Genomic DNA, 22,679 nt, shown 5'->3' on the forward strand with positions numbered 1-22,679 from the left:
TGTTTTTACAGCTTTTGAAGTTAGCTATAAATGTCAAATTAGTTAAAAAAGTTTTACTGATTTGTCATGAAGCAACATAATTCCCGTAGTGAAAAACGGAGCAAATATGTTCTTTACTTCCAATAACAAGGTTTCATTACTAATTTCTTGTTGTAAATCTTCTCTGATTAAATCAAAGATTTCCTGTAAACTTTTACCACCATCTATCATTTGTTTAAAAACATATTTGGTATAATTAGAAATTGGTATAGTAATATTGATATCCTTTAATAATGAATTATTTAATGTAAAGTTAACAATATTGCCAGCTACTAAAGCATTAGTTTCTATATGATCATAAATTTGTTTAGAAATAGCCCCAGTAATACCATAAAAATATGCTATATTATCCAAATTATCAAGACTAGCAATAGTATCTTTTTGATTAGAAACAAAAAAACTGTGTTTAATAATATTTCCAACAATTAATTCACAAATTGCTTGCTGTGTTATGATATCCATCCTCTTAATTTTCTGTAGAAGAGAAAAATCACTAATATAATTTTCGATCCTTAGAGCTAATTTTTCGCTAACATCAGAAAATTCCACAAAATTTAAAGCTGCATTATGAATAAATTCGTATAATTCGGGAATAGAATAAGCCCTATCCTGTTTATGCAAAAACATGTCATATAAACCTACATCACCGAAAACAACATGGTCACCTAGCAGTTCTTGCCCACGTATATACCAATTAGTTGCAGGGAAACCAGCCATAACAGACTTGGTATTCATTATTTCTTCTACCCTATTGCTAACACCTTGGTTTACCATTTTCATGATATCTTGTACCTGATACAATCCAGTACGACCATATTTAGCATAAACCATTATGTTAATTGCTCCCTGATCAGAGAGAGAATCCTTTAATATCTTTAAACCATCTGGAGGGCTTTTCAAATGGTGTAATACTCCTATACAATTAATATAATCAAACTTACCTAAATTAAGCTTTGGAATATTTAAAATAGAATCATATACCCATTTAATATTGGTAAGACCACGTTTTTCAGCACGTTTTTGGGCAATTTCCATGCTTGGCTTGCTAAAATCTAAATACACCACTTCAGCATTTTTATCTTTTAGTTGCTCTGCCATATATATAGTAGAATCACCAGTACCACCACCGGCAATTAGCACCCGAAAACCTGAATTAAAATCTTCTTTACCTCTATATAAATAATGATTTAACTCACCCAAAAATTCACCGCTAATTACCAGTAATCTTTTTGTTTCATCTTCAGGATCTCTATAAGGATAGGGGTAATCTTGATAATGCTCTTGCACTACAGCCAAATCACCAGTTCCCTCAATGGGAACATGGCTATTTGTTTTAACTTGTTTAGATTTTGACATAGGAAATTTACATTATACTTGGAGTTGATAAAAAATTTATAATCATAGCAAAATAGCTAACAAATATCATATTATCAAGTCCTTTATTTGTAATTGTATAGTATGACGTTCTTGCCAACTATTCACTTTTAATGAACCAATTACAGAAATATTATGTGACTTAATATTAAGTAAAATATTTTCTATAGGACTAGATACACTATTAAACGCAATAGCATGAAGCGGTTTAGAACCAAAAGCTTCCTTAGAAGGAGCAAGCAAACATCTTATATGTTTACCACCGACTATGTCAGCTTTTAACACAAAAAGATTAGAGAATTTAAATATTGGCTCATAATTGCCTTGGCCAAATGGTTCGAGTTTACTCAGCTCATCCATTAGCGGCAAATTTACACTACTTGTAGTAAGTTCCGCATCATATTCTTCATAGGCAATGTCATTTTGATTACTAATATCAATCTTAAAGGCGTGATTTAAGAATTCTTGTAACTCTTGTAATTTCTCTTCCAATACTGTAAATCCAGCTGCCATTGCATGTCCCCCGCCAGCTATGATTAAATCTTTAGCCTTGGCATTGATAATTTTACTACCAAAATCAACATTTTTGACAGAACGGCAAGAAGCCTTACCGATTGCATCATTTAAAGCTATAACTGCAACTGGTTTATTAAATTTTTCCTTTAATCTGCCAGCGACAATGCCGATAACACCAGGATGCCACCCTTTACCAACTATAAATAATGAACTATCATTTTCTTGAGTTAAAGCTATTTTAGTAGCTTCCTCTATCATTATCAGTTCTATTACTTTTCGCTCATTATTATGTTTCTCCAACTCTTGTGCAAGTAGATTTGCTTCTATTGCACACTCGGTAGATAAAAGACTAGCCCCCAAGGATGATTTACCAACTCTTCCACCGGCATTGATCCTAGAACCCAACACAAATCCCAAATGATAACAGTTTGGTTTTTCATTTAAACCAGCAACATCACATAAAGTCTTCATACCTAAATTTTTTCTTTGACCAAGGATTTTTAATCCTTGAGCAACAAAAGCACGATTTAAGTGAATAAGTTTCATTACATCGCATACTGTTCCAAGTGCGACTAAGTCTAAATATTGCATTAAATTTGGTAGAGTCCGTAGCAAACTGGCGTCATTGCGAGGAGATTCTTCAGCAGCGACGAAGCAATCCAAATGCTTTCTTTTATCACCATTTTTCTTGATTGCTTCGTCGCAGCGAAGCTGCTCCTCGCAATGACGATCGGCAAAGAAATTTTGTTTTTTTAAGTCGGATAATAAGGCGGTAGCAAATAAAAATGATACTCCTACAGCCGCTAGGTACTTATATCTACTGGTCTCATCGATACGATTCGGGTTAACAACAGCAACAGCGTCAGGCAATATATCACTACTAATGTGATGATCGATAACTATTACATCAAGCTTTACTTGTGATGCATATTTTAGAGCCTCATGTGCCATTGCTCCACAATCAACAGTAATCAGTAGCTCAGTAGCATTATCCTTAATTTTCTGCATAGCAGCTGGAGTTGGTCCATACCCTTCAGCAATTCGGTCTGGAACATAAATATCAGCTTTTTGCCCCAAATCTCTAAATAGATTCTTAAGTAGTGATGAAGATGTAGCACCGTCAACGTCATAATCAGCAAATATACAGATTTTCTGTTTATTTATAATAGCTTCTATAGTCCTATCTACTGCTTTTTGCATATCAAGTAAATGAAAAGGATCTGGCAGTAAATTCTTGAGCTTAGGTGATAAAAAATCTATAGCTTGTGACAAGTTCTCTAAGCGAGGAAATAGAACCCGTGCTAGAAAATCACTGATTCCTACAGAACGACAAAGTTCTGAAACATCATCCTCGTTTACTGATCGCTGTTGCCAAATTTTTCCATTTACTGAACGTTTGGGTTCTAGTGGTATTATCATGTAAGGCAACCCTATTTAAAAAATTAGTTCCTTTAACTTATAAATCAACTCTAAGGCTTGTTTAGGGGAGAGCTGATCAGGATCAATTTTAATAAGTTCTTCTTCTAACTTATTAAATTTTATTTCTTTTTTACTTTCTACTGGCAGACTAAATAAACTTAAGTTGTTTGATTCAGTGTTTAATATATTTTTGCTTTTGTACGTTGCGGTTTTTTCTAATTTTGTTAAAATGTCATTCGCCCTAATTATAACAGATTTTGGTAGGCCCGCTAAGTAGGCTACATGAATTCCATAAGATTTATCAGCTATACCTGCTATAATATTATGCAAAAATAATATTTCTTTCCCTAATTCCTCAATAGCCACCGTATAATTTTGCAAGGCTGGCAAAAAATTACTCATGCTGGTTAATTCGTGATAATGCGATGCAAATAAACATCGACATTTGAGATTATCATGAATATATTCCAGCACCGCAAAAGCAATTGATACACCATCATAGGTAGAAGTTCCGCGACCAACCTCATCTAATATGACTAAAGAATTTTTAGTAGATTGTGCTAAAATAGCTGATGTTTCAAGCATTTCCACCATAAAAGTCGATTGTCCTGCTTGTAAATCGTCCCCTGCCCCTATCCTACTAAATATCTTGTCTACAATACCTATTTTGGCACTTTTAGCCGGCACAAAACTACCAATTTGAGCTAATATGGCTATTAGGGCATTTTGCCGTAAAAAAGTACTTTTACCTGACATATTAGGTCCAGTAATTAACCAAATTCTATGAGCTTCCGATAAAGTACAGTTATTGTGAATAAAGCTTTTTTTATCATTTGATAAACTTTGCTCAACGACGGGGTGACGCCCTTCAATAATCTCAAAACTCAAATCATTGCTTAAGCTAGGCTTGACATAATGATATTCATCAGCAATATAAGCAAAATTACAAAATACATCAAGCTGACTCAAGGAACAGCTAAGTAATCGTAAGAATATAGCTTTATCAATAACCTGCTGGCATATTTTATTATATAATTCTAGTTCAAGACTAACCGCTAAACTCCTGCTATTAACCATATCGCTTTCTAACTTTTGTAATTCAATAGTAGTATAGCGACTGGCATTAGAAGTTGTTTGTCGGTGAATAAATTTTGAGGCGTACATTTTATCACTATGTCTTAGGGTAACTTCAATAAATAACCCAAGTACATTATTATGAGATATTTTTAGGGTGTCGATGCCAGTATCAAGGCGATATACATTTTTTAATTTTTCTACATGGGCTTTGCCATTGTTAATTAAGTCATATAATTCTTGTATTTTAGGATGATAATGATGATTTATTATCCCACCTTCATTGATAGTATTAGGTGCATCCTCTCTAATTGCTTGATCTATTAAGGAATATAACTGTTCATCTCCGGATAGCGGTTTAATTAAGTTCTCTATATAATCTAGCAAATTTAGCCCATAATGGGAAATAAACTCTCCTTTTATTTCCAGTGCAGCATTTAACGTATATTTAATATTTAGCAGATCTCGCCCGCAGCCACGATTCATGGTAATTCTAGCCAAGCAACGTTCTAAATCCCCAGTTTTCTTGAGTAACTTTTTAATATTCCCTACTAGTTCAATATTTGAATAAAAAAATTCTGTGATATTTTGTCGATAATTTATTTCATCAATATCTATTAGTGGTGTAGATAAAAAGTGATATAGTAAACGACTACCAGCCTTAGTAACTGTATGATCAATAGTAGCCAGTAAACTACCCTTGGTTTTTCCTAATAAATTATTAGTAATTTCCAAATTCCGCCGAGTCGCAGAATCAATAATCATAAAATTATGGTAATTGACCAACAAGGGCAAAGGTAGCGAGGGTATATTTTGCTTTTGCGTTAGCGATAAATATTCTAAGATACTACCAATACTACTTGTTTGACATTCAGATATTTCCCCTATGGCTTTTAGATCATTGATTTTGTAAAAATCTAAAATAATTTTATGGCATTTTTTAGGAGCAAAAAAACTATCAACTTGATACGAGACACGGAAATGTAATTGCTGTTGAATACTACTAGCTAATTGCTCTCCCTGCAAATTTTCGCTAAGTAAAATCTCTTTAGGCTTAAGACGTGATAGTTCATTTAGAATCTCATCCTGCGGAATCTCTATAACTGAAATTTCTGAAGTGGAAAGATCAACATAACAAATTGACGCCCTGTTTTTTAGCAAAACTAAGCTTGCCAGATAATTAGGTTCGCATGACGAAATTAAAGATTCCTCGATAATAGTACCTGGGGTGATAATACGCGTTACATCCCTATTTACTACAGCTTTATAGCCACCACGTTTCTTTGCCTCTTCCGGTGTTTCTAGTTGATCACAAATAGCAACTTTGTAATTTTCTTCAATTAATTTATTTAAATATGTCTCAAGAGCATGATGGGGTACGCCGCACATAGCAATCTCAGAGTCTCCATTAGATCCTCTTTTGGTAAGAGCAATACCTAAAACTTGGCTGGCAAGAATTGCATCATCAAAAAACATTTCATAAAAATCGCCCATCCTAAATAATAGAAGACAATCAAGATTGGCAAATTTGATGTCTAAATATTGTTGCATCATCTTTGTTGATTGATCATAATTATATTTATGGCGAAATTCTTCTAAAGTCATGGATATATTTAGTTGTTTGAATTAGATTTGAGTATATACTCAGGTAGAGCTTCAAGAATTAAGGTCATTGTATACTCTTCTGCTCCTACGAATTGTTGTTTGAAAATATCATGGATTCGCAGGCTCATGTACTATATGTACACCTAGCATGCTCACCATTCATTTTCAAATCCAATTCTTCAAATCATTTGAGTATACCATAAAGATCACAACTGTTGAAAGTTAAAAAATCGTCTATTAGCGAAGTGCTGTTGTAAGGTTTAAGCCGTCTATTAGCGAGCGAACGTATGTGAGCGTGGCAATCCATGAAGCTTGTCATATGGATCAACTATGTTCGCAATAAAAATTTAAATAAATTTGGTTTAAATTTTTATTGCTTGTGCAGAGCTAGTTAAATCACGTAACTTAGCGTTTGCAATCACAATGATTTTACGCATTAATGCTACCATCGCCACCATTTTCTTTTTTCCTCTATTGATCAATTTCTCATAAAATACCTTCAGTTCAGAGTTAGAATTTCTAGCAGCCATAGCAGCTACAAACAACATAGGTCTAACAAAATTTCGACCATGACCTGTATGTCTATATCCACTATATCTACCGCTATCATTAGATATTGGTGCAACACCTACTAATGATGCTATTTGTTTGCGGTTCAATGTACCAAGTTCAGGTAACAAAGCTATAAGCTCATTAGATACTACTGTGCCTATACCACTAATAGTTTGCAGAGTCTCTTTCTTAGCTTGCAAGAGCTTATCTTTTGCTATTAAGTCATCTATTTCTTTAGTAATAGATGCAATTTGCTCTTCTAGTACTTCGATCATTTTAACGCAACTAGACTTGATTAAATCAGCTCTCGGGGACTGAAACCTATTTTTTTCTGCAATCAACATTTGTTTAAGATCGTTCCTACGTCCTACTAATTCATACAAGTTTAAAGCTTGCTTAGATTGTACTTTAAATAGCTCTAATCTTTCTGATCGTTCAAAAGCATAAAGTGCCAAAGCTTTAGCGTCAAGACTGTCAGTTTTAGCTGCATTACCAAAAGACCTAATAAAGTTTTTAACTTTACGAGTATTGGCTCTATGTACAGCAAAACCCTGATTGCAAAGCGTTAGTAATAGTTCCATTTCATATCCACCAGTAGTTTCTAAAACACACAATGCAGAACTAATCTCTTTTTTGTAATCCTTGATAAAATCAGCTATTCCATTAGAGTTGTTATTATATTCTTTAGTTTCTTTTTTTCCATGAATAGCAACAACAAAATTGAATTTTCCTATATCAAGACCGATAAAATTATTATATAATAGCATAATACCTCGAAGACTTTTAATGTTGTTTACGATTGTAAGCGGGCGTGCAAAGGCATCCCAATCAACTATTCAAACGTCTCGGGGATTTGGGCTAGAGTACCAATATCCATTCGGTCTTAAAACCAATTGCTTCACGGTCGCTCACGCCTGCACAGCGATAGTCATTTAGTATTATTAATGACTATCGCTGTAATACCCCCTTATAAGTCAGTATAAATCATTATTTACATTGACTTCAATATCTATTATATCATACTTTTAACTTACAATTGCTTCGTCGACCTATGGTCTCCACAACTGTCGAAAGTTTACAAATACCTATACCACAGCGTCTATTAGCGAGCGTAAGCGAAGCAATCTAGGAAACAATCTATAGATAAATGATGTTACTGGATTGCTTCGTCGGCTTTACAGCCTCCTCGCAATGACGTGTAGGGAAGCTGTATTTACTAACTTTCGACAGTTATGCTATGGTCTCCTCGCTAATAGACGATTTTGGCTAAAATTTTTTCAATTTAGCTATAATTGGGTTGATTCGGTTTTTCTCTCACTATTTCAAATAAGTTATGCATAATATTTACCTACAAAAATTAAAATTACTAAATTATCGTAATTTTCAGAATTTAGATATTAGTGCTGGTAATAATCCTGTTATACTAATAGGGGGGAATGGTAGTGGAAAAACTAACATTTTAGAATCAATATCACTATTTTCACCTGGTAAAGGCTTGAGATCAGCCAAATTAGATGATATTTGTCAAAGGGGAGCAGATCATTGCTTAGCTTATACATTATTACACAGTAAACTTGGCTTAGTTGAAATTTCAACGAATTTAAAGCGTGAATCTAATAGACGTTTTACGGAATTTAATGGTGTTAAAATACAAAATAATGAACTAAGTAAGTTCACTGCTATGATTTGGCTTACACCCCAAATGGAAGGTATTTTTTCTTCCAGTATTAGCGATAGGCGTAAATTCTTTGACAGGATTGTTTATAACTTTAATCCATCGCATGCAGGAATAGTTAGTAAATACGAATATTACATGTATGAACGTAGCAAAATACTAGCACAAGACCAAGTGGATACAAATTGGCTAAGAGTGGTTGAAGAAAAAATGGCGGAATTATCAATTGAGATCGCTATTAATAGGCTAAAAATTTTAGAACATATGCAAAAAGCTATCTCAGATTTGGATAATGATTTTCCTAAAGCTATTTTATCAATTAATGGGGTTATAGAAGATATAATATTAAGAAATTCTGAAATAGATATTGATTTTATAAAAAATGAGTTAGTGGTGTCTCGTGTTCATGATAAGATATCTAATAGAACTAATTTTGGAGTGCATAAAAGTGATTTTGTAGTTATTCATAAAGAAAGAAACGCCTTAGTTAAACACTGTTCCACCGGTGAACAGAAGGCTATGCTCATTGCCATAATACTTGCCCAAGTTAATTATTCTATTAAAGAAAACATTGCTATGCCTATTTTACTGTTAGATGAGGTTTTTGTACATCTTGATAACAAAAGGAGGCAGTACTTAATTGATTTTTTCCTAGAATTAGGATTACAGCTATGGGTGACTGCAACTGACTTAAATGGCATAGAATCTTTAACAAAAAAAGCAGAATTAATAAAATTATAGGATGAAATTTCTCTTATTTAATTTTAAGGCAATACCTTAAAACTTGATCACGGCGTTCTAATATAGAATTAAGGTAAGAATTATTTAAAAAATCAGAACCTTTTGCTGCTATAAAAATCTTTCTAAGAAGAGGTAAGTCTAATTTTTTTATAGCTTTTATAGTGTCGTCATAACATTGTGTTGGATAAGATATTATAAAACTCTTATCAAATGCATGATACTGAATCCATAGGCTATTTTGATAAATAACAAACCGAAAAGGGTGGTTATAAGACTGAAAATTTTTGTAAAAGGTAGGAGGTATTTGTTTTTTAAATCTTTGTTTTAGCTTTTCTTCATTAGGGAGATCAATAACCTCTGCTTTATCAAAAGGAAATGGTTTATCCCAATCATTGGTATTTAATTTATCACTATACAGTACTCTAACAAAAGGAAGTTCACCAAGCTTAACATATTGGCGATTACGAATGCCTGAATTATCTATTGCAATAAAATATGTTTTATTAATATCTTTAAATATTAATAAATTATGTGATCCAGAGTCCCACTGCCCAAAAATAAAGTAAAAAGTTCGTAGGTTCATTTGATCTTTTATGGAAACCTCTTGAAGAGCTTTTTCATACTCTTCAGGTACTAAAGGATCAATTTTAGTATCAATGTAGAGTTGCAATGTTCCTGTCATTCCATTAATTTTACGCATTACTGTTGGAGGAATATGAGGGAAACCTAGAATTAGAGAAGCTTGATATGCTGCTACTTCAGCTTGTGCATCTCCTAAATCATCTGCAGGTAATTTTTTAAAGACAGCTTTTACCTGATCATCTAAAGTAACTAAAAAAACTTCTCCATTGAATTCCGCTTTTTTACCTTTTTCCGCAAGAAACTTTCTCATAGGTTCTATATGGTGTATTGTAGATGTTTTAAGCAATTTTGAGATCTCAACTTTTTTCCATGTTTCTGGATGGTTAAATGGGCTGGCATATGCAAAATGTATAGTTAATAAGGATGGTAGAATTATATAGAAGGAGACTAAGAATATTCTAGAAACTTGCATATAATTTTATTATTAGTTGATATTTTTTAATTCAAAATCTTTTTCTACTTTGTAGAGCTTCTTTGGCTATATCGAAGTCGCTAAATGGTAGTTTTTTATTACCGATTATTTGATAATTCTCGTGACCTTTGCCGGCAATCAGCAAAATATCATCTTCTTGTAAATTATTTATTGTTTCAGTAATTGCAATTTTTCTATTATTTATTTCTATATATCTATTAGTGATAGATATAATACCTTGTATAATTTGCTGCCGTATGAATTTTGGGTCTTCATTCCTCGGATTATCGTCAGTGATAATAACTCTATCTGCAATTTTTGCAGCAACTTGCCCCATTAATGCTCTTTTACCACTATCTCTATTCCCCCCACAGCCAAAAATTACTTTTAATGATCCCCTATTTGAGTATATTTCTGATTTTATTTTTTTTAGTTCTAGCAAGCTTTTTTCTAAGGCATCTGGAGTGTGAGCGTAGTCAATAAAAATATTGCTATTAGCTACTCTCTCTAAACGTCCTTTAACTGCTTTAATTTGTGGTAATTTCGATATGACTTGTTCAAAAGGAAAGCCAGTCAAATGCACCATCATAACGGCAATTAGTAAATTGGTTGCTTGAAAACTACCAACTATATCGGTAGTAAAATTATATTTCTGCCCGTTATAAGTACAAATTGTGCTGTCGATAATTTTCAGATCACCATTCATACCAACGGTTAAAAATTTTATATTACGATCCTGTAAATAACTTTTGATATAATCTAATTGTTCTATTTCCGAGTTTAATACAGCAACTCCTGCCTGCGATAAATTATCTGTAAATACTTTTAGCTTAGCTAAAAGATAATTATCCATATTTTTATGATAGTCAAGATGATCTTGACTAAAACTAGTAAAGCAGGCAGCATCTACTTTTAGACCATGTAATCTTTCTTGATCTAGACCATGGCTGGAAGCCTCAAAAGCTACATATCTTATATTATTCTCAGCTAGATTATGTAAAATATGTCTGAAAGTTACAGGATCAAGGGTAGTGAGAGCAGGAAACTTATCTGAAATCTCTTGGATGGTTGTTAAATCCAAATTCTCAGGACATTCTATACCGATAGTACCAATAGAACAGCTGGGTACTCCTAGCAATGTGTATAGCTGTCTGCAATAGGATACTACCGAGGTTTTACCGTTAGTACCAGTAGCAGCTACCATATATTGTGGTAATAAAGGGTAAAGAATATTAGCAGCTTGGCTCAGTGCCACCCGTGCATCACTCACAAGCGTTATATGTACACCATTAGCGATAATGTTAGGGTTTTTCAAACTTGCAGCATCATCGGTAACAATGAATTTCACTCCTTTGTTTATTACATCATCAATAAACTTATTACCATCCGAACTTGCTCCTTTAATGGCGAAGAATAGACTAGTTGATTTAACTAGTCTAGAGTCGCAACATAAAATTTTAGGTTCAATCTGAGAGGTAATTTTTAAATAGTCAAATAATTTTTGCAATTTAAATATAGCCTAATTAGTTTTTATGTGTATGTTTACCCATAGTACATTTTTTGTGTAATCATCATCGCGATGCACCTACAGACACCACAATCGTCATTGCGAGGAGCTGCGACGTGGCAATCTTTTGAAGTAATACTTGTCCCTACTTCACAAGATTGCCGCGTCGGCGATTCCATCGCCTCCTCGCAATGACGGTTAAGAAAAAACTTGATTATCGAGTACCAACTCTTGAAATCATAGTAGTATAAAGTAGTAGCCCATGTAAAGCTAGTAGATAGTTTGTTAACAAGAAATTTAGGGGGTCTTATGCAAAAAAAAGATATATCAATTCTAATAGGTAATGCTCTAGATCATTTTGATACGGCTATTTATAGTTTTCTTGCTCCAGTTTTATCAATGATCTTTTTTCCCAAAGATGATCCTATAGTTGCTTTAATCTTAACCTATAGTGTGCTAACAACTTCAATCGTTACTAGACCAGTTGGCTCGATAATTTTCAGTATAATTGTCAAAAAACGAGGCCCAACTCTGGCTCTATCCTATTCATTAATAGGTGTTGCTATTACTACTATGTCAATAGGATTTATACCAACTTATCAAATGATTGGCTGGTTTTCACCATTGATGTTGCTCATTATTCGAATGATGTTAGCAATTTTTGGCGAAGGAGAACACTGTATTGCCAAATTATATATTGTAGAAAATAAGACGCAGATTCAAGGAGTGAAAGCATCTTATCTATACGAGTTATCAACAATGTTTGGCATTATTATTGCCTCTTTTATAAGTAACATTCTAATTAGTTCTAATCACCATGAATATTGGCGTTTATGTTTTATATTAGGAGGGAGTACAGGGATTGTCGGGATTTATCTTAGACGTTATTCTAATACGTCTCAAAGAGCAATAGAACAGAAATCCTCTACATCAAATGTGATATTGAATAATAAGTGCAATATTCTACGTGTATCTATAGTTAGTGGTTTTTCCTATATGACATATGTCATACCTTTTGTCGTGATGAATAGTTTTGTCCCTCTTATCACTTCTATATCTTTGGAGGCGATGATGAGTGTTAATACTATTTTATTAATCATAGATGTAGCAATGATTCCATTAGTAGGGCATTTTATTAAAAAATATCGCCCTGTGGATGTAATGATCGTAAGCACTAGCATTCTATTTATTAGCATAGTACCATTATGGTTATATATTACTGATGCTTCTGTATGGTATATTAATTTTGTTCGTTTATGGATTATTACCTTAGGGGTAACTTTTGCATGTCCACTAAATTATTGGCTTAATAGCTTATTCCGTAGTTCAGATAAATATATGCTAGTTAGTATTGGTGATGCTTTAGGTACTTCAATATTTGGACGATCTACCCCTACAGTGTGCATAGCTATTTGGCATTTTACTGGCTCTTCTATAGCCATAGGAGTTTATATTGCAATGATTACTTTAGTTACCATATGGGCGGTGAAGAGTATACCATGAAAAACATAATAGATATAGATGTATGACAAGACCGGCATTCCTAATTGCTTTTTTTACGACAATCGTGCGTTATTATGATTATGCTCTTTTTGGTCTCTCGGCAGCAGCTCTATCCAAGAATTTTTTACCTCTAGGATCAAATGATAGGCAGATATTATTATTTTTTGCTATATTCAGCATAGCTGTAATAGCTCGTCCCATAGGCTCGATCATTTTTGGTTTTATCAGTGATAAATATGGTAGAGTTGTATCAGTTAAAATCTCAGTATTTTTGGCTACTATCTCTACAATTCTTATAGGATTAACCCCTAATTTTGATAAAATTGGTATGTATGCTACAATAATTTTAATATTTTGTCGTATGACATTTTTAATGAGTTTGGCAGGGGAGAGCGATGCAATAAAAATTTATGTTGTAGAAAAGGTGGGTATGAGGCACAAAAATTATACTTATGGTATCGTGTCATTTTGTACTCAGGTTGGGGCATTGCTTGCTGCAACAATTTATCATTTTTCGACAAAGTTTGAACAAATGTCTCATTTATGGCGGGTCAATTTTATTATTGGTGGAATTTTTGGTTTATTTATCATAAGTCTAAGGCACTATTTTCGTGAAAGTGAAGAGTTTTTAAAGTCTAAAAAGGATCATAAATCTATATATTACAACTTTTTTGATTTAGGAAAGATTATAAAAAATTCATTTGGCAGATTTATCATAGCAATATTAATAAGTGGTTGCATAGGAGGTATTTACCATTTTTTAATTATTTTTTGGGGAGTCTTTGCAGCAAAAAGTGCGTTACTTATGAATAGCAATCAAGCTCAAATTATCAATATAGTCTTAATAACCATTTACGCTATTATGTCAGTGTTTTCTGGTTTTTTAGCCGATAGGATTTATCCTAAAAAACAAATTATTACATCGTTATCATTAAGTTTGTTAGTTATAATTATTGTACAGTTTCTATTATATAAAGAAATCTTTGTGATTTACTTCCCCATCATTCTTATAGCCCTTGCTCCATTTTATGTAGTACCATTACAAGTTATTGTCCAATCTCTATTCATTACTAATATTAGAGCTAGAATGTGTAGCATATCGCATTCACTTGGTGGCATGATATTTTCGTCAACAACACCATTTTTTTGTATGTTATTGTGGCAATATTTTAATTCAATATTCTTAGTGCTAGGATTTTTTCTGATATTGTTATTAATATTGTTCAGTACAGTAATTTATCTGTATAGTACAAACGTTATAACAAATTATAGCTAACCCGAATAGTATTACTCCGTCATTGCGAGGAGGCGATGAAATCGCCGACGTAGCAATCTCATGAAATAATATCTGCCTTTGTTAGGCGGCTTCGAGATAATTTAAGCTCTTCTTCACAAGATTGCCACGTCGGCACTTTGTGCCTCCTCGCTAATAGACGGTTTTAACTTTCAACAGTTGTGTACCTCGACCCTTCGACTCCTGCTACTATCATAATTTTGATTCTATCAACTCTTCATTTACTAGTGTTATATTTATACTCTTCATTTATGCTCTTCTGTTTCTAGATTCTTCCAAATTCTATTTTTAGAGATATAGAAGAAAATTATAAAAATTACTAAGAACATCATCACTTTTAAACCCATGGATTTACGGTTTTCCATTTCAGGTTCAGCAGCCCATTGTAAAAATATCGTAACATCCATAGCCATTTGTTCGACTGATGAGTTTGTTCCGTCTATATACTTTACTTGTCCATCTGACAAGGGAGCTGGCATGGCAATCTGACTATGTGGAAAATATGGGTTGTAATTTAATCCTGGCATTAGTTTAAAATTCTCAGGAGGATCACTATAACCAGTAAGTATAGAATATAAATAATTTGCTCCATCAGGTCTTGCTTTGATAATCAACGATAAATCAGGCGGGTCTGCTCCATTATTGGCAGCTCTTGCTGCTTGTTCATTAGGATAGGGACGAACAAATGGATCAGAGGGTAGAGCCGGTCTTTCAAACATTTCTCCTGCATCATTTGGACCATCTTGTACAGTATAATTTTTGGCTATTTCTTTAATTTCTTCATCTGAAAATCCTAGATCTTTAAGATTACGATAATATAAATTATAAAGACCATGACAGCTACTGCATACTTCTTTATATACTTGGAAGCCACGTTGTGCAGCTTTCCTATCAACAGTTGCAAAAACTCCATCAAATGGCCAAGCAATCTTTTTTGTAGGTAGTGCTTCGTTTGCGATAGAGATGTTTGATAGTAATAATATGAATAGACAAATAATAGAGTTTCTCCATGACAGAAAAAACGTCATCCAAGCTACAGCGGGAATCCAAGAAAGATATCCTGAAAGACCATTAAATATTGGTTTAAATATCATATGCCCCTGTATAAAATACCTTTGTATAACTTTGTTGTCTTTCATATAGAATCCGGTAATGGCAGAGTTTTTTCATATTTGCTAATTAGGGGTACTGCAATTAAAAAATGAAAGAAATAATAAGTAGCAGCAAACCGGCTTAAGGTAATGTAAGGTTCTTCTGCTGGTTGTCCTCCAAGATACCCAAGTGTCAAGCAGTCAAATATGAACAGCCAAAAAGCTATGCGGAACATTGGTCTATAATTGCTACTCCTAACTTTTGAACTGTCAAGCCAAGGTAAAACAAATAATAACAAAATACTAGAGAACATTAATATTACGCCACCTAGCTTTGACGGTACTGCACGTAAAATGGCATAAAATGGCAGAAAATACCATTCGGGAACTATATGAGCTGGAGTAACCAAAGGATTAGCTGGTATGTAATTGTCAGGATGCCCTAGATAATTTGGTTGGTAAAAGACAAAAAAGGCAAATATTAAAAAGTAAACACCGAATCCAACAAAGTCTTTTACCGTATAATACGGGTGAAAAGGGATGGTATCTTTAGATGACTTAACATCGATCCCTTTAGGGTTATTTGATCCATGAATATGTAGTGCTACTAAATGGAGTAGTACTAAAGCTACTATAATAAACGGCAATAAATAATGTAAAGCAAAAAATCTGTTAAGTGTAGGGTTATCAACTGAAAATCCTCCCCAAAGCCAAGTAACTATCGATTTGCCAATAATAGGTATAGCTGAAAATAAATTGGTGATTACAGTTGCTCCCCAGTAACTCATTTGTCCCCAAGGTAGTACATATCCCATGAAAGCAGTAGCCATCATAGTAAGAAAAATTATTATGCCTATATGCCACAACAACTCTCTAGGTTTTTTGTATGAGCCATAATATAATCCTCTACAGATATGTAGATAAACTGCAGCAAAAAACATTGATGCTCCAACTGAGTGTATATAACGTATTAACCAGCCGTAATTGACATTACGCATAATTTTTTCAACACTCTCAAAGGCGTAATCAACATGAGGAGTGTAATGCATAGCTAAAATAATGCCAGTGATTATCTGAATTACTAAAGCGATACCAGCTATTGACCCTAAGTTCCATAGGTAACTTAAATTTTTGGGTGTTTGGTATTCTCCCAAATGTTTAAGGAACGAGAAAACAGGTAGTCTATAGTCTATCCATTCTATAACGGGGTTTGATTTTTTAGGATCATTAGTTTCATTCATAAATAACTATCCGATTTTAATTTTTGTATCGGAAATAAACTCATATGGTGGGACAGCCAAATTTAAAGGAGCTGGTCCTTTACGAACGCGACCAGATGAGTCGTATTGAGAGCCGTGGCATGGACAAAACCAACCATCATAATCTCCTTGGTTTGCAAGTGGTACACAACCTAAATGTGTACAAATGCCGATAGTTACTAACCATTTATCATGTCCATCTTTAACTCGTACTTGATCAAGTTCGGGATCTATTAGCTCGGAAAGGTTTACATTTCTTGCTTCAGCAATTTTTTCGGGAGTCCTGTTAGTAATAAAAACCGGTTTACCTTGCCATTTAACAGTAAGAGTTTGACCTGGTTGTATGTGAGATAAATCTACTTCTATTGAAGATAGGGCAAGAACATCCGCTGAAGGGTTGAATGAATCAACAAGAGGGTAGGTAGCACATGCAGCTCCAACCACAACCATACTGTTGGCAGTTAAGGTTATAAAATCCCTACGAGTTGCCTTATCATAATCATTAGTATTTGACATAAACTGACTAGTATACCTCTCCTACTTCAATAGTTGTTTTCACAACTCTTGAAGTAGGGAATTATTTTACAATGAGTGCAACTATAGAACCTAGGTTCTATAGTAGTGGCTTTCACTTTTTGCACAAACTTGATATTTATTATTATATTTAATATAATAGACTACTGGAAAAGTAACAAAAAATCAAGGGTAGCTTCAGCAATTCAACAATTAACAGTGAAGTATTACCCTAATTTTGCTTATAAGGAAAAATGCATTCTTAAAGCGGCTAACGCGAATGCATTTTAAACCTTTCTAAAGCTAAAAACATGATTTTAAAGGATTAAAATCATGTTTTTAGTAAAATATTAATTTAACAATCACTCGATAATCAAGTTTTTTAGAATTATTAAAAAATACGTCATTGCAAGGAGCCGTGAAAAAGCGGCAACGCGGCAATCTAGGATACACGAAGTGTTACTCTAAAAAAACAGCTTCGCTGTTTACCTAGATCGCCACGGCATCTAAAGATGCCTCGCGATGACGATTATAAAGAAATGTACTATCTGTATACTAGCTTTCTTACTTAAGTTTTCTTAAGTATCTTATAGTTATTCACTAAAAACAATATTTAAGATACAAGGGTACTATGCTTAAACCTTCTCGGATTAGCTTTATCTATATAGGATTTTACTATAATTATCTTTTATCAAAAGGAATAAATTCTCTTTGTACATACCCAGTATATAATTGCCGAGGTCTGCTAATTTTTTGTTCGGGATCTTCATGCATCTCTTTCCATTGTCCCATCCAACCAACAGTTCTTGCTATAGCAAAAAGCACTGTAAACATCTGTGATGGTATCCCCATAGCTTGATAAATAATACCAGAATAAAAATCAACGTTTGGATAAAGCTTACGATCTATAAAATATTGATCATTGAGAGCAATTTTTTCAAGCTCAGTAGCAATTTGTAGTAATGGGTTATTATTTTCTCCTAATTCATCTAATACTTCTTTGCAGGTCTCTCTAAGTACAACTGCTCTTGGATCATAACTTTTATAGATTCGGTGACCAAAACCCATTAAGCGGAAAGAATCATTTTTATCTTTTGCTCTTGCAATATATTGTGGAATACGGTCTATTGTCCCAATCTCTTTCAGCATATTAATTACTGCCTCATTTGCTCCGCCATGTGCTGGTCCCCATAAAGACGCTATGCCAGTACTGATACAGGCAAACGGGTTAGCACCGGATGATCCGGCCAAACGTACTGTTGAAGTGGAGGCATTTTGCTCATGGTCAGCATGGAGAATAAATATTTTATCTAAGGCATTCTTTACTACTTGGTTTACCTTATATTTTTCACAAGGCGTCGCAAACATCATATGGAGAAAATTTTCAGTAAAATCTAAACTATTATCAGGATATATAAAAGGCTGACCTATTGAATATTTATATGCCATTGCTGCAATAGTTGGCATTTTTGCAATCATTCTAATAGCAGCTAACTCGCGTTCATTTTCTTCTACATTTAAAAAATTTGGATAAAATGCAGATAAAGATCCTACCACAGCCAACATAATTGCCATAGGATGAGCTGAGTGACGGAAAGCCATAAATAAACTTCTAAGCTGCTCATTAACCAACGAGTGATTAGTAATTTTCTGAGAAAAAGATTTATACTGATTAGTGGTTGGTAATTCACCATTTAACAGTAAATAGGCGACTTCTAAGAAATTACTTTTTTCTGCTAACGTTTTAATATCATATCCCCGATGTCTTAATATCCCTTGATCCCCATCTATGTACGTCATTGCAGATTTACAAGCTGCTGTAGACATAAAGCCAGGGTCATAAGTGAAATAGCCTGTTAATGAATATATACCGCTAACATCAATAACATCTTGACCAATCGATGCTTTTTTTATTGGTAAATTAAAAGACTTATCACCTATTTTTAATTCAATATTTTCCAAAGTTTTAATTCCATTATTTGTCATATGTTCTCTTTTATCATATTTTATGTTGCCCACTAATACAAAAAATGTATTTTTTTATTAATTTTTAGCATCTTTTGATAAGCTAATATTTAGCATTACTCCTCTAATATCTTACTTAAAAATTCTTCTGTTTTCTTTTGTGTCAACATACCATTTTTCTTAGCTTGCTCAGCTTGTATACTCGATGAACTTCAAGAATTGGCGTCGTCGTGTCTAAAGATCTCCGCTGCTCACGTACTAATGTACGCTCCGCTGCTCACGTACTAATGTACGCTCCGCTGCTCGACTTTGACACTCCTAGCTCTTCTTGAAGTTGACCTTCGTCTACCAACTCTTCATTTACGAACAGTATACTACCCAGTAAAAATCTTCTAATTTACTAAGATACTCATATGCTTCATAAGACATCAATATCGAAAATAGCTTACCATGTTAATAACTACTGGAGCTTTTATTGCACTATTCATCAAATTACCAAAATTATTCTGTGCTTCTTTCACATTAATAACTTTCATATAAACCTCATAACTAACTTAAATCAATATCTATATCTAATGCTTGAGATATTTTTTTATATAAATCTATATTACCCTCGCGTTTTCTATTTTCGACCTGCGACAAGTATGCTGCACTTATATTTAACTTTTCAGCAAGTTGAGTTAGAGTATGTGTGCGGTACTCTCTAAATATTTTAATTTTTGATTCTTTACCTACAATTAATCTTTCTGCAATAGTAATAGGAAAATTTTCTTGTATATTACTTTTAACCTGCTGGTAAGCATTGATATCTTCTAATTCATCTAATCTTTCTTTAATTTCTTCATAAGCTTTTATAGACAAAATCACTGCCTTCTTACCATGTGAATCTTCAATAAAACTTATATTATCCAAATTAACCATATACATTGCCTCTACTTTGAATTTTAATTAATTACCTAAACTGAATTATATATTTCTTTGTTTAAAGTACCTTCACTGTTATCAATAATCAAGGTAATTGTTGCATCACCTGTAATATTAATGGTGGTACGTAACATATCTAATATCCTATCAATTCCAGCAATTATAGCAACACCTTCAATCGGTAAATGGATTGAAGATAGAACCATAGGTAGCATTATTAAAGAGGCTCCTGGAATACCAGCACCACCTATAGATCCAAGAGTTGAGGTAATAATAATGACTAAATAATCATGCACCGCTAAATCTATACCCATCATTTGAGCAAAGAATATGGTGGTAAGAGCCAAATTTATAGCAAACCCATCCATGTTTATCGATGCCCCAAGTGGCAATATGAAAGAAGTACTAGATTCAGAGATGCCTAGCCGTTCACGACAAACTTGCATAGTTGTAGCAAGCGTTGCTTTACTACTAGAAGTAGAAAAGGCAAGTATTTGGTATTCCAAACTCTTTTTATAAAAAGGTAATGGTGACATTCGACAAAATACATAAATTAGCATGCCAAAAATACCATATTGACATATCATGGCAATCACTACGGCAGCAACTAATTTTGATAAACTAATCATTACATCAAAGCCTTGCGTACCGACTACCCAAGCCGTTAAAGCAAATGCACCATATGGAGAAAGTTGAATGATCATTGAGATCATTTTTAACACCATTTTTGATAATCTATGAAATAAATCTTTAACAGGTGCAGCACTAGTTCCCATTTTATTTAGTATAAGTCCAGAAAATATTGCAAAGAATACAATTTGTAAAACATTAGAATTGGCAAAAGCCCCTATGACATTATCAGGCACAATATTCACAAAAAAATCAATCATATTAAAGGATTTCTCTTGTGAAATATTTGAGGCAACATCAAAGTTAATATGAACACCATGACCTGGCTTTAATACAAGAGCAACTGTAAGACCAAAAACTACGGCAAAAAAAGTAGTTCCTAAAAAAGCAGCAACAGCCTTTATTCCTACTCTGCCAAGAGAAGTAGGGTCACTCATACTAGTTATGCCTGCTACTAAACTAAAAAATATTAAAGGAGCAATAATCATTTTGATCAAACGCAAAAAAATATCTCCTACCGGTTTTATATAAGATACATATTCAGGAAAATATATACCAAACATTATACCTAGGATTAATCCCAAGGTAACTTTTTTCCATAATTTCATTGTTTTCCTTAATTAATTTAAAGAGTGTTTTGATCCGACGTCATCCTGAAATAAATTCAAGATAATGTCCACTTGTGTTCAGGATGACACCAACTTTGGAATTCTAGATATACTCAAATGATTTGAAGAATTGGATTTGAAAATGAATGGTGAGAAGGCGTAGCGTACATATAGTATAGTTACGCATGCGAATCCATGATATTTTCAAAAAACAATTCTTCAAAGCAGAAGAGTATAACATCGCTGACTTAAACTCAGGAAGCAGTGGATTATATAGTTTGGGTAAATCTTAGTTCTAATAAACACTCTCTTAAATTAGATACTTTGAGTTACCCAATTTAAATAGCTAGACAGCCCTTCTTGAATGTCGAGCTTTATTATTTGCGGAAGATCATAATTATGTATATCAGTAATCACCTTTTCTATTGTATTGTAGTTATCAGATTTAGCCTTTATCACAATACGATATTCTAGCACAGAAGATATCTTGCCTTCCCATTTAAAATAGCTGACTATATTATCTACTTGTATGCAAGCAGCTAGATTTTCTTCCAATAAGCTAGTTGTTATTTTGTCTACCACCTGCTGGTCATTGGTTGTAGTTAAAATCATACAACATCTTTGTACCACTTATACCTCCACAAAGCAATTAGGTGTTTCAAATAATTTGACTTTTGTAATAATAAAAGAACTATTAGCAAACAATTTTGGTAAAATATTCAATTTTAAGTATAATACTATATTTTCTGCAGTTGGATTTTGTTGCATATAATATATTTTTTGACCAGTCCAGTCACATATTCTATCTCCCATTTCTCTATCATTTTGGTGTAATATAAGATTATGATCAAAATTATCATTTATCCACTTTTGTATTATTGACTTCATGTGACCAAAATCTACAATCATACCAAGATTATCGGTAACACTTGATCCCGCTGTAACTTCAAGGACATAACGATGACCATGTAGAAATTGACACTTATTCTCATGTCCAACAACTCTATGACCTGCATCAAATTCAATTCTACGAGTACACTTTATCATAATTAACCTCAAGTATCGATGTAAGACATCGGTTTAATAGCCTAGGATATCATCCATGCACTTTTGATGTCATCTCAGGCGTAGGCGGCTGGTATCTAAGAAAATAGCCTAGAAGGATGTTATATCTATAGTATCTACATTTTTTATATAACCACTATTAAAATGGCTGCTGATCGTCTATTAGCGAGGAGTCGCGAAAAAGCGGCAACGCAGCAATCTAGGATACGCGAAGCGTACTAGAAAAAAAAACAGCTTCGCTGTTTACCTAGATCGCCACGGCATCTAAAGA

Annotated in this window: 16 protein-coding genes and 1 pseudogene; 3 read left to right on the forward strand and 14 right to left on the reverse strand. The window is 33.4% G+C overall.

Annotated elements, in window-relative coordinates:
• Positions 1 to 42 precede the first annotated feature (42 nt).
• The 4 genes and pseudogenes from AAGD45_RS07265 to AAGD45_RS07280 all read right to left on the reverse strand — a co-directional run bounded on the left by AAGD45_RS07265 (position 43) and on the right by AAGD45_RS07280 (position 7,346).
• Complete coding sequence (locus tag AAGD45_RS07265; protein ID WP_341761242.1) at positions 43 to 1,395, reverse strand: class I SAM-dependent methyltransferase; 1,353 nt, start codon at positions 1,393 to 1,395, stop codon at positions 43 to 45.
• A gap of 66 nt (positions 1,396 to 1,461) precedes the next feature.
• A pseudogene (gene recJ / locus AAGD45_RS07270) lies at positions 1,462 to 3,336 on the reverse strand (single-stranded-DNA-specific exonuclease RecJ); the annotation flags it as partial.
• A gap of 27 nt (positions 3,337 to 3,363) precedes the next feature.
• Positions 3,364 to 6,027 (reverse strand): DNA mismatch repair protein MutS, encoded by a 2,664-nt coding sequence (mutS, locus tag AAGD45_RS07275; RefSeq protein WP_341761243.1) that lies wholly within the window; start codon positions 6,025 to 6,027, stop codon positions 3,364 to 3,366.
• Between the two features lie 362 nt (positions 6,028 to 6,389).
• Positions 6,390 to 7,346 carry a transposase gene (locus AAGD45_RS07280; protein ID WP_341760795.1) on the reverse strand — a complete coding sequence of 319 codons (957 nt, stop codon included), beginning with the start codon at positions 7,344 to 7,346 and terminating at the stop codon, positions 6,390 to 6,392.
• A 566-nt stretch (positions 7,347 to 7,912) separates the two neighbouring features.
• On the opposite strand from AAGD45_RS07280, the gene recF reads away from it, so the two are divergent.
• Entirely contained in the window at positions 7,913 to 8,995 is a 1,083-nt protein-coding gene (recF, locus tag AAGD45_RS07285; protein ID WP_341761244.1) for a DNA replication/repair protein RecF, read from the forward strand.
• 13 nt (positions 8,996 to 9,008) lie between these two features.
• On the opposite strand, the gene AAGD45_RS07290 is transcribed toward recF, so the two are convergent.
• Positions 9,009 to 10,049: a hypothetical protein gene (locus AAGD45_RS07290; RefSeq protein ID WP_341761245.1), complete on the reverse strand. Its 1,041-nt coding sequence runs from the start codon at positions 10,047 to 10,049 to the stop codon at positions 9,009 to 9,011.
• Between the two features lie 31 nt (positions 10,050 to 10,080).
• Complete coding sequence (locus AAGD45_RS07295) at positions 10,081 to 11,556, reverse strand: UDP-N-acetylmuramoyl-L-alanyl-D-glutamate--2,6-diaminopimelate ligase (protein ID WP_410521067.1); 1,476 nt, start codon at positions 11,554 to 11,556, stop codon at positions 10,081 to 10,083.
• Between the two features lie 309 nt (positions 11,557 to 11,865).
• Between AAGD45_RS07295 and AAGD45_RS07300 the strand changes: the two genes are divergently transcribed.
• Positions 11,866 to 13,059, forward strand: a complete 1,194-nt coding sequence (locus AAGD45_RS07300; RefSeq protein WP_341761246.1) for an MFS transporter — start codon at positions 11,866 to 11,868, stop codon at positions 13,057 to 13,059.
• A gap of 22 nt (positions 13,060 to 13,081) precedes the next feature.
• Positions 13,082 to 14,335 carry an MFS transporter gene (locus tag AAGD45_RS07305; RefSeq protein WP_341761247.1) on the forward strand — a complete coding sequence of 418 codons (1,254 nt, stop codon included), beginning with the start codon at positions 13,082 to 13,084 and terminating at the stop codon, positions 14,333 to 14,335.
• Positions 14,336 to 14,598: 263 nt separating this feature from the next.
• On the opposite strand, the gene AAGD45_RS07310 is transcribed toward AAGD45_RS07305, so the two are convergent.
• From AAGD45_RS07310 to AAGD45_RS07345, 8 genes are all read right to left on the reverse strand, one after another.
• On the reverse strand, positions 14,599 to 15,381 hold the full coding sequence (locus tag AAGD45_RS07310; RefSeq protein WP_341762242.1) for a cytochrome c1: 783 nt from the start codon (positions 15,379 to 15,381) through the stop codon (positions 14,599 to 14,601).
• Positions 15,382 to 15,488: 107 nt separating this feature from the next.
• Positions 15,489 to 16,685, reverse strand: coding sequence for a cytochrome b (locus AAGD45_RS07315; RefSeq protein WP_341761248.1), 1,197 nt, complete (start codon positions 16,683 to 16,685; stop codon positions 15,489 to 15,491).
• Positions 16,686 to 16,691: 6 nt separating this feature from the next.
• Positions 16,692 to 17,219, reverse strand: coding sequence for a ubiquinol-cytochrome c reductase iron-sulfur subunit (gene petA / locus AAGD45_RS07320; protein ID WP_341761249.1), 528 nt, complete (start codon positions 17,217 to 17,219; stop codon positions 16,692 to 16,694).
• A 678-nt stretch (positions 17,220 to 17,897) separates the two neighbouring features.
• A complete protein-coding gene (locus AAGD45_RS07325; RefSeq protein ID WP_341761250.1) occupies positions 17,898 to 19,202 on the reverse strand; it encodes a citrate synthase in 1,305 nt (434 codons plus the stop codon).
• Between the two features lie 528 nt (positions 19,203 to 19,730).
• Positions 19,731 to 20,102: a helix-turn-helix transcriptional regulator gene (locus AAGD45_RS07330; protein WP_341761251.1), complete on the reverse strand. Its 372-nt coding sequence runs from the start codon at positions 20,100 to 20,102 to the stop codon at positions 19,731 to 19,733.
• 35 nt (positions 20,103 to 20,137) lie between these two features.
• Entirely contained in the window at positions 20,138 to 21,343 is a 1,206-nt protein-coding gene (locus AAGD45_RS07335) for a dicarboxylate/amino acid:cation symporter (protein ID WP_341761252.1), read from the reverse strand.
• Positions 21,344 to 21,658: 315 nt separating this feature from the next.
• Positions 21,659 to 21,955: a divalent-cation tolerance protein CutA gene (gene cutA / locus AAGD45_RS07340; protein WP_341762243.1), complete on the reverse strand. Its 297-nt coding sequence runs from the start codon at positions 21,953 to 21,955 to the stop codon at positions 21,659 to 21,661.
• A gap of 18 nt (positions 21,956 to 21,973) precedes the next feature.
• Positions 21,974 to 22,390, reverse strand: a complete 417-nt coding sequence (locus tag AAGD45_RS07345) for a 6-pyruvoyl tetrahydropterin synthase family protein (RefSeq protein ID WP_341761253.1) — start codon at positions 22,388 to 22,390, stop codon at positions 21,974 to 21,976.
• Positions 22,391 to 22,679: the final 289 nt, after the last annotated feature.

The sequence above is a fragment of the Candidatus Tisiphia endosymbiont of Thecophora atra genome (assembly GCF_964026395.1).
In the GTDB taxonomy this organism is placed as follows: Bacteria; Pseudomonadota; Alphaproteobacteria; order Rickettsiales; family Rickettsiaceae; genus Tisiphia.

Coding starts and splice junctions, on each gene's coding strand:
- AAGD45_RS07345 (WP_341761253.1), bottom strand. CDS start 22,390: ATGATAAAGTGTACTCGTAGAATTGAATTTGATGCAGGTCATAGAGTT.
- mutS (WP_341761243.1), bottom strand. CDS start 6,027: ATGACTTTAGAAGAATTTCGCCATAAATATAATTATGATCAATCAACA.
- recF (WP_341761244.1), top strand. CDS start 7,913: ATGCATAATATTTACCTACAAAAATTAAAATTACTAAATTATCGTAAT.
- AAGD45_RS07280 (WP_341760795.1), bottom strand. CDS start 7,346: ATGCTATTATATAATAATTTTATCGGTCTTGATATAGGAAAATTCAAT.
- AAGD45_RS07310 (WP_341762242.1), bottom strand. CDS start 15,381: ATGACGTTTTTTCTGTCATGGAGAAACTCTATTATTTGTCTATTCATA.
- AAGD45_RS07265 (WP_341761242.1), bottom strand. CDS start 1,395: ATGTCAAAATCTAAACAAGTTAAAACAAATAGCCATGTTCCCATTGAG.
- cutA (WP_341762243.1), bottom strand. CDS start 21,955: ATGATTTTAACTACAACCAATGACCAGCAGGTGGTAGACAAAATAACA.
- AAGD45_RS07305 (WP_341761247.1), top strand. CDS start 13,082: ATGACAAGACCGGCATTCCTAATTGCTTTTTTTACGACAATCGTGCGT.
- AAGD45_RS07335 (WP_341761252.1), bottom strand. CDS start 21,343: ATGAAATTATGGAAAAAAGTTACCTTGGGATTAATCCTAGGTATAATG.
- AAGD45_RS07330 (WP_341761251.1), bottom strand. CDS start 20,102: ATGGTTAATTTGGATAATATAAGTTTTATTGAAGATTCACATGGTAAG.
- AAGD45_RS07300 (WP_341761246.1), top strand. CDS start 11,866: ATGCAAAAAAAAGATATATCAATTCTAATAGGTAATGCTCTAGATCAT.
- AAGD45_RS07325 (WP_341761250.1), bottom strand. CDS start 19,202: ATGACAAATAATGGAATTAAAACTTTGGAAAATATTGAATTAAAAATA.
- petA (WP_341761249.1), bottom strand. CDS start 17,219: ATGTCAAATACTAATGATTATGATAAGGCAACTCGTAGGGATTTTATA.
- AAGD45_RS07290 (WP_341761245.1), bottom strand. CDS start 10,049: ATGCAAGTTTCTAGAATATTCTTAGTCTCCTTCTATATAATTCTACCA.
- AAGD45_RS07315 (WP_341761248.1), bottom strand. CDS start 16,685: ATGAATGAAACTAATGATCCTAAAAAATCAAACCCCGTTATAGAATGG.